This window comes from Barnesiella intestinihominis YIT 11860 (genome assembly GCF_000296465.1).
Taxonomy (GTDB): domain Bacteria; phylum Bacteroidota; class Bacteroidia; order Bacteroidales; family Barnesiellaceae; genus Barnesiella; species Barnesiella intestinihominis.
On sequence record NZ_JH815203.1, the window covers coordinates 967,076 to 975,442 of the forward strand.

The following is an 8,367-nucleotide window of genomic DNA, read 5'->3' on the forward strand; positions in this document are numbered from 1 at the left end:
TGTTGTGGATATTTATTTAACCCCTCCGTCCTGCGGACACCTCTCCTATATTTTGCTGTGCAAAACACAGAGGAGGAGGGTAATACTTTCCTATATATCGTGTTTGTTCTTCTCTCCTGCCGTGTCCCGTAGTATTACGGGACACGGCAGGGAGGAGGGTATATGTGAAAGTAATTTTTTCATATATACTTCTTACAAAATCAATTACACAACCGATTGCCTAATGTACAGTAACCATAGTCGCTCCGAAACCATATTCCCGGAACGAGGCATCCTGACAAGAGCAGTTCTTGTACTTGTCGCGAATCTCTTTCAAGAGAGCATTGCGTAATACGCCTTCACCCTTGCCGTGAATGAAAACGATTTTACGCCCCTTTGCATGGCGATATTGATCGAGGGTCTCCCTGACTTTCCCCAACTGGTAGTCGAGTATTTCGGAACTGGTAAGCCCCGCTGTCGTATCAAGAAGTGCGGAGGCGTGGAGGTCTACCTCCACAATAACCGTTTTTTCGGCATGTTTGACAACCGGTTTACGAAGGGGCATATCGGTACTCTTTTTCATCTTCATGGCTCTTTCGAGGTCAGAAGCATCGAACACCACAGGACGCACGGGCATATCGTTCTTCACGATATCGAGCGTCCACGAAGGCTCATCGAAATAGAGACTCTCGCGGAACGTGTGCAACTTGTAAAATTTGGTAGTATCCAAACGATACTCCACAGCGACAGGACTTTTCAACGAGAAATGCTTATCCTTTTTGAAAGCGATGTATTGAATACAGATACGTTCGAGCGAATTGACATCTTCCTGTCCGAACTCTTCGAGCATAACTTGTATATTCGGCTCTACCATACCGGCATAACGGGTACGCCACCCCTCATCGTCCCGGCTGAGGTACGAGAAATAGAGATAGTAATTACTGTCATTTACCAAATAACAGGAAAAGCGGGTCGTATTGAGATGTTTGCTTTCGTCGGGGATATAGGCAAGAGCTATATTCAACTTTTCTCCTTCGGGTCGTTCCTCCACAGCGAACAAATCTTCATCGTCTTCCTCGGGAGCATATGCCTTTTCTACCGAAGGAACCGTCACGACTTTCGAGGCTGGAACAGAAGCGGCTTTTTTCACAGGTTCCGCCGGTTCCACAACGACGCACTCCCGTGCCAGTACGGGAGTCTCAAACCCGTCCTCATCGACATAAGCTATATCTTTCGCTATTCTTACCACGACTCCGCCCCCAACAGCATTGAGGTAACGGACTCTATCGCCAACTTTTACCATAATTTCATCATTTTAATATCGACCGCACCGTTGTACCGACATGCGATTTCGCTGTGGCAAACCGTGCTATATTCGGCAAAGTTGCTTATTTTTGCACGATATTCAAAACAGATTATGCAAAAAACTCAGAATATTCGTATCGAAGATTTCAATTATCCGCTACCCGACGAACGTATCGCTAAATTTCCTCTGTCCAAGCGAGACGACTCGAAATTGCTGGTTTACCGAAAAGGAGAAATCGAGGAACACCGATTTCACGAACTACCGAAGGTATTGCCGGCGGATAGTCTGCTGGTATTCAACAATACCCGGGTGATACAAGCCCGCTTGCATTTCAGAAAAGAGACGGGTGCGCTCATCGAGGTGTTCTGCCTCGAACCACTCGAACCGCACGAATATTCCCTCTCGTTCCAATCGACCGGCTCGTGCTCGTGGCTGTGCCTCGTGGGAAACCTGAAAAAATGGAAAAACGGCGTGCTGACCCAATCGGTGAACATCGATGGTAAAACCGTAAACTTCCGTGCCGAACGAGGATTGCCGCACGGTAATGCGCACGAGGTGCATTTTTCGTGGGACGACTCCGATGTAACCTTCGCCACACTGCTCGACCATGCGGGAGAATTGCCCATTCCCCCCTATCTGAACCGGGAAACGGAAGAGAGCGACAAAACGACCTACCAAACCGTTTATTCGAAAATAGAGGGTTCGGTGGCCGCACCGACCGCCGGACTACATTTTACTCCGGAAGTACTGAACAAACTGAAAGAAAAGAACATACCCACTCTCGAACTGACTTTACACGTGGGAGCCGGTACATTCAAACCGGTAAAAAGCGAAACTCTCGAAGGGCACGAGATGCACACCGAATATATCTCGGTGAGCCGCAACCTCATCGATGAGCTGAGCCGTACCGACCGCCGGGTGATCGCTGTGGGAACCACTTCGGTACGAACGCTCGAAAGCCTCTACTACATCGGGAAAATGTTGGAACATAACCCGAACATTTTACCGGACTCTCTCTCCGTGGGGCAATGGCAACCATACGACGGAAGCGAAGAAATAGACTCGCGACAATCGCTCCGCAACATCGTCGAATATCTCGACCGCCGGAATATGGACCGATTGGTAACTGCCACCCAGATTATCATTGCGCCGGGATACCGCTATCACATCGTGCAGGGAATGATCACCAATTTCCATCAACCTCAGAGCACTTTACTACTGTTAGTCTCGGCATTCGTAAACGGACGATGGAGAGAAATATACGACTATGCACTGAGTCACGATTTCAGGTTTCTCAGCTACGGAGACAGTTCGCTATTACTGCCATAAGCCAGTTCCATAGAGTGCAAACACAATAAAACGGGGGAAAAAACGTATCTATAATAGATCGGTACAGGATAAAAACGGACGAAAGGCCGTCCGCTTATCGTCGGTTGTATTCAATAAGATACATGAAAATAAAAACGGTACTTTGGGGATTGGCGACAGCCGCATTGCTGGTGTCATGTTCGGGGGCGAAACTAAGTGTCGCCAACGAACAGTATGCCCGGGGTGAATTTTATGATGCCGCCCAGACTTACCGTAAAGTATACAGCAAGACGAATCCCCGTAAAGAGCGGAAACTGCGAGGAGAAATCGCCTTCAAAATGGCCGAGTGTTACCGCCGCATCAACATGGCTCCGCGAAGTTCTGCCGCCTACCAGAATGCAATCCGATACGACTACCCCGACAGCATGGCTCTGTTTTATTTAGCCCGCAGCCAACAGTACGAAGGGAAATACAAAGAAGCTATCAAGAATTACCAAGCCTATTTGGAAACGAATCCGCAAAGCAGTCTCGCCAAAAACGGAATACGGGGTTGCAACTTAGCCCAGCAATGGAAGAAAACGCCTACACGGTATGTCGTAAAAAAAGCGACCATGTTCAACTCTCGACGGAGCGATTTCGCACCGATGTTTTTAGGAGAAGATTTCGACCAAGTTTATTTCTCCTCGTCTACCGAAAAGGCATTGGGCAAGAATAAAAGCGGTATCACCGGAACCAAAAACTGCGATCTATTTTTCTCTAAAAAAAACGAGCGGGGAGCTTGGCAAAAGCCCGAACCCATAGAGGGTGACGTAAACACAGAAGACGACGAGGGTGTAATCAGTTTCAGTCCCGACGGTACGACCATGTATCTGACCAAAGCTCGTCGCGAGCCTAACGCCGACACATCGGTAGAAATCTATACTTCCACCCGCACCGGCGCACAATGGAGCGCCCCGCAAAAATACGAAATAACGGCCGACACCCTATCGGCATTCGGCCACCCGGCGGTATCACCCGATGGAGAATTCCTTTATTTCGTGTCGGACATGCCGGGCGGTTATGGAGGGAAGGACATCTGGCGTATATCGTTAACCGAGAAAGAGGGTACTCTCGAAAATTTAGGTGTACAAATCAATACACCGGGCGACGAAATGTTCCCCTATATCCGGTCGAACGGCGACCTTTATTTTTCATCGGACGGTCACCCCGGTATGGGAGGACTGGATATTTTCAAAGCGAGAATGAACGACTCGGGCTTCTGGCAAATCGAGAATATGAAGGCTCCCATCAATTCGCAGGCCGACGATTTCGGCATTACTTTCGGGGAAGAAGAAAGCGGATTTTTTTCATCGAACCGCGGAGACGGACGCGGATATGACAACATATACAGTTTCGAGCTTCCGTCGATAAGCGTATGGATAAGCGGCACAGTCATCGACAAGGACGATGAACCCGTGCCCGATGCAATTATCCGTATCGTGGGTAACGACGGATCGAACCAAAAAGAATTTGCCCGAAAAGACGGCAGTTTCCGCTTCAAACTCGACCGGGGAGTGCACTATGTCATGCTGGCCAGCTGCCGAGGCTATCTGAATTCAAAACAAGAATTTATCTCGGACAACGAAGAGGCCGATGCCGAATACGGTGTTAACTTCGTACTGGCATCTATCAGTAAACCTATTCTCATCGAAAACATATTTTATGACTTCGACCGAGCGACTTTACGTCCCGAATCGGAAACTTCGCTAAACGAATTGGTAAAGATGTTGAACGACAATCCCAACGTATCTATCGAATTGGGTGCACACACCGATTTAAAAGGGTCGGAGCAGTACAATTTGCGATTGTCGGACCGCCGTGCCCGCTCGGTAGTAGACTACCTTATCAAATCGGGCATTAATCCCGACCGTCTGCAACCGAAAGGCTATGGGGAAAGCCGTCCCAAAGTCATCACTAAAAAACTCGCCACACAATATCCGCAATTTAAAGAAGGCGATGTACTCGATGAAAAATATATCAACGGGCTCTCTCCCGAAGATCAAGAAATAGCCAACCAGATAAACCGGCGTACTGAGTTTCAAGTCCTCTCTATTACGTGGAACTTATATTAGAAGCTGTTTTAAATTTATTGAGAAATAATATTATCATTGCAAGCAGGTATGTTCCGGCCATATTGAGCCCCTGTCTCGCATCTAGAATCCCTTGATTTTTGTCAATAGCCCGCTATTGACTGCATATCTCGGACTCCAATCTGCTTCAACATAGGTCTCAATCTGTCTCGGAATAAATTTAAAACAGCTTCTTAATTTCACAGTCCTCTTTAAGTTCAGCAGAAAATCCGTGGGGTAAACCATGTATTTTAGCGATGAATGTGCTTGTCGACAAATACATTCCGGTCTCTTCGTGACACCTCCCCTATATTTTGCGCTGCAAAACACCCCGTAATACTACGGAACACGGCAGGAGAGGAGGTTTAAATATCTTCGATAATGAGAACTGAAATACCTCGTAATGCTACGAGAAACGGCAAGAAAAGAGTATAGAAACCATTCAAAAACACTGCTATACTGTTTTAACCCCTCCGTCACTTCCGTGACACCTCCCCTATATTTTGCGTTGCAAAACACAGGGGAGGAAGATAATACTTTCCTGTGTATCGTGTTTGTTTTTCTCCCCCTATTGCTGGGCGACACCCCGTAATGCCACGGGACACGGCAGGGGGTGGAGTTTCATACTTTTGTTCTACTATTGTGTTTAACCCCCTCGCCCTGCGGGCACTCCCCCTATATTCCCTTACGGAAACACAGGGGGGAGAGGATTGAAAGAGGCATTTTATGTTTTGGCATAAGGATAGTTTTGTGCATTTCTCTTCTATTGTTGCACGACACTCCGCAATGCCACGGGAAACGGCAGGGAGGAGGGTAAAAGAGTTGCTTTGAACAGTCCTTTGGGGGTTCCTCTTTGTTTCGTGGGGTTCCCCCTATATTCCCCCTTGCAGAAACGGAACCTATCGAAAGTCATTCTCCCTCTATACGAATTTGCAATCCTTGTTATCCAACAGGAAAAATGACAAAGGAAAGATTTCAACAGACATTTATTAGCGATGCTACCGAAAATATATGGTAACAACCCGAACGAGGGACACTATTCTTTTATCGGACTACAATAATTTTTACGGTCGATTTCGCATGAATAGCAATTAAATTGTATTTTTGTTCTCAATCACAATAGAAAAACCACTATGCTGAAACTCATATCTTGGAATGTCAACGGGCTACGTGCTTGTTACGACAAAGGATTCACCGATATATTCAGGCAATTGGATGCCGACTTCTTCTGTCTGCAAGAGACGAAAATGCAGGCGGGACAACTGGATTTGCAATTCGACGGTTACCAGTCTTATTGGAACTATGCCGAAAAGAAAGGATATTCGGGAACAGCTGTCTTTACCCGACTTCAACCCATCAGTGTCAGTTACGGCATGGATAGAACAGAACACGACCGTGAGGGCCGTATCATTACTCTCGAAATGGAAGATTTCTTCTTGGTAAATGTCTATACTCCCAACTCGCAAGAAGGATTAAAACGACTTGAATACCGTATGACATGGGAAGATGATTTTCTGCACTTCTTGAAACAACTGAAAACCCAAAAGCCGGTCATCGTATGCGGCGACCTGAACGTGGCTCACCAAGAAATCGATTTGAAAAATCCCAAAACGAACCGGAAAAACGCCGGATTTACCGATGAAGAGCGCTATAAATTCACCCAACTACTGTCTGCCGGATTCACCGATACATTCCGCTATTTCTATCCTAACCAAAAAGACATCTATTCGTGGTGGTCTTACCGATTCAAAGCGAGAGAAAAAAACGCCGGCTGGCGTATCGATTATTTTCTTGCCTCCGCATCGCTCAACGAGAAATTGTGCAGTGCGAAAATACACACGGAAATTTTCGGCTCGGACCATTGTCCCGTGGAGTTGGAAATCGATTTATAATCATACATATACCTCTAAACAACTTCTCAAACGATAGTGAATGTCGCATTTACTATCTACCGCAGTCGCAGAGTATCGCCCACCGAAGGGGTATAATCGTCCGGGAGTTTGTTCATCTTATAGAGATTTTTCAACTGGATACCGTATCGTTGCGCAATGGTGTGCATAGAGTCTCCTGAACGGACGATACAGAAGTCATAGCCTTTCTCGGCTTTCTTCTTTTTCTTTTCGAGATAGACAATGTCGCCGGCCTCCAACGGATAGTCTTTGGGAACTTCGTTGTACTTCGCCAGTTTTTTCACCGAGAAACCGAATTCCTTCGCTATGGATTCGAGCGAGTCGCCGTCGCGAGCCTCGACATAAAGCAATCCCCACGAACGATAAACGGGATGCGGATTGGCTACGATAACGGGTAAAAGGTCTTTCGCCCGAATAGGCTTGAAACTACGGCGGTCGTATTTATAAAGTTCGTAAAGCTCGATGGTCTGAATCAACTTATTGGCATACGACTTATCGGTGGCATACCCGCAGCGCTTCAAACCTTTCGCCCACCCCCGGTAATCGGTCACTTTCAATTCGAAAAGAGAAGCATAGCGAGCTCTCTTTAAGAAACGGGCATGATCTTCAAACGAATCTTCCGGTTTATTATATTTACGGAAACAATCGTCTTTCTTATCATCGTCGTAATAAACCCTCTTCCCCTTCCAATCGCTATGACATTTGATACCGAAATGGTTGTTGGACATACGGGCCAATTCGCTACGACCGGCTCCCGATTCGAGCAACCCTTGTGCCAGTGTAATACTGGCCGGTATGCCATACTGCTTTTGATGTTTTACCGCTAATGAACTGTATTTCTCGATATAATCGAGATAGGCCTTATTTTTACGTTGTGCCGAGAGTTGCGAAAACGAGAGAGTCAACGCAAGCAAGGATATGATGAATCGTAGTTTCATAATTCGCTCAATACTTAAAAATAAACGACAAGAAATCCGGTTCTCTCAAAATTTGTTTTTTATTTGCCTCTGCACTCACCTTTCGCTATATTTGTAAACACAAATATAGAACCGACTTAATTACAGTTATGGAAAACCGGAACATCACCACAAAGATAATCGTTTGTTCGTATGATGAGCTAAACGAAGAGGAGAAAAAGTTGATCGACGCCGCCAAAGAGGCAACAAACCGGTCTTATTCGCCCTACTCTCGCTTTCAAGTAGGTGCTGCCGCCCTATTATCGGGAGGAACCGTCATCACGGGAAGCAATCAGGAAAATGCCGCTTACCCGTCAGGAATTTGCGCGGAACGGACTACTCTATTCTATGCCAACTCTCAATATCCCAATTTGCCCGTAGAGGCGTTGGCTATCGCCGCTCAAACCAGCGGGGATTTCATCGACCACCCCACAGCACCCTGTGGTGCTTGCCGGCAGGTAATTCTCGAAACAGAGGAACGCTACAACCAGCCGATGCGCATTTATCTCTACGGCAAAAAAGAAATTTATATCGTAGAGTCCATACGGAGTCTGCTGCCTCTCTGCTTCGGGAAAAGCGATTTGCCGGAATAGGGTACGGAAAAATTTTGTATATTTCAAAATATAGAGGGCAACTAGGTATGAAAAATAGATTTGTTCATTTTATCTTGCCTTCTTCTTTTCCTATATTTGTAGAATATATAAGATATGGTTCGGCATAATCAATCCAGAAATGTGATTTCCGTTTGCCTCTGCGCTCTCCTTTCACTATATTTGTAGAATATCGGATGCGGTTCGGCA

At 46.4% G+C, this 8,367-nt stretch carries 6 protein-coding genes; 4 read left to right on the forward strand and 2 right to left on the reverse strand.

Going from position 1 to position 8,367, the window contains the following annotated elements; all coding sequences use genetic code 11:
• Positions 1-220: 220 nt before the first annotated feature.
• The gene (locus HMPREF9448_RS03955; RefSeq protein WP_008861299.1) at positions 221-1,282 is read right to left on the reverse strand and encodes a DUF2027 domain-containing protein; all 1,062 of its coding nucleotides are present in this window, start codon (positions 1,280-1,282) and stop codon (positions 221-223) included.
• A gap of 114 nt (positions 1,283-1,396) precedes the next feature.
• Here HMPREF9448_RS03955 and HMPREF9448_RS03960 point away from each other — a divergent pair, with 114 nt between their 5' ends.
• The 3 genes from HMPREF9448_RS03960 to HMPREF9448_RS03970 all read left to right on the forward strand — a co-directional run bounded on the left by HMPREF9448_RS03960 (position 1,397) and on the right by HMPREF9448_RS03970 (position 6,593).
• Positions 1,397-2,614, forward strand: a complete 1,218-nt coding sequence (locus tag HMPREF9448_RS03960) for an S-adenosylmethionine:tRNA ribosyltransferase-isomerase (protein WP_008861300.1) — start codon at positions 1,397-1,399, stop codon at positions 2,612-2,614.
• A 122-nt stretch (positions 2,615-2,736) separates the two neighbouring features.
• Positions 2,737-4,704 (forward strand): PorE family type IX secretion system protein, encoded by a 1,968-nt coding sequence (porE, locus tag HMPREF9448_RS03965; RefSeq protein WP_008861301.1) that lies wholly within the window; start codon positions 2,737-2,739, stop codon positions 4,702-4,704.
• 1,130 nt (positions 4,705-5,834) lie between these two features.
• Entirely contained in the window at positions 5,835-6,593 is a 759-nt protein-coding gene (locus tag HMPREF9448_RS03970; protein WP_008861303.1) for an exodeoxyribonuclease III, read from the forward strand.
• A 56-nt stretch (positions 6,594-6,649) separates the two neighbouring features.
• Here the strand turns inward: HMPREF9448_RS03970 and HMPREF9448_RS03975 are convergent, their stop codons facing one another.
• The gene (locus HMPREF9448_RS03975; protein WP_008861304.1) at positions 6,650-7,549 is read right to left on the reverse strand and encodes a glucosaminidase domain-containing protein; all 900 of its coding nucleotides are present in this window, start codon (positions 7,547-7,549) and stop codon (positions 6,650-6,652) included.
• A 128-nt stretch (positions 7,550-7,677) separates the two neighbouring features.
• On the opposite strand from HMPREF9448_RS03975, the gene cdd reads away from it, so the two are divergent.
• Entirely contained in the window at positions 7,678-8,160 is a 483-nt protein-coding gene (cdd, locus tag HMPREF9448_RS03980; RefSeq protein WP_008861305.1) for a cytidine deaminase, read from the forward strand.
• Positions 8,161-8,367: the final 207 nt, after the last annotated feature.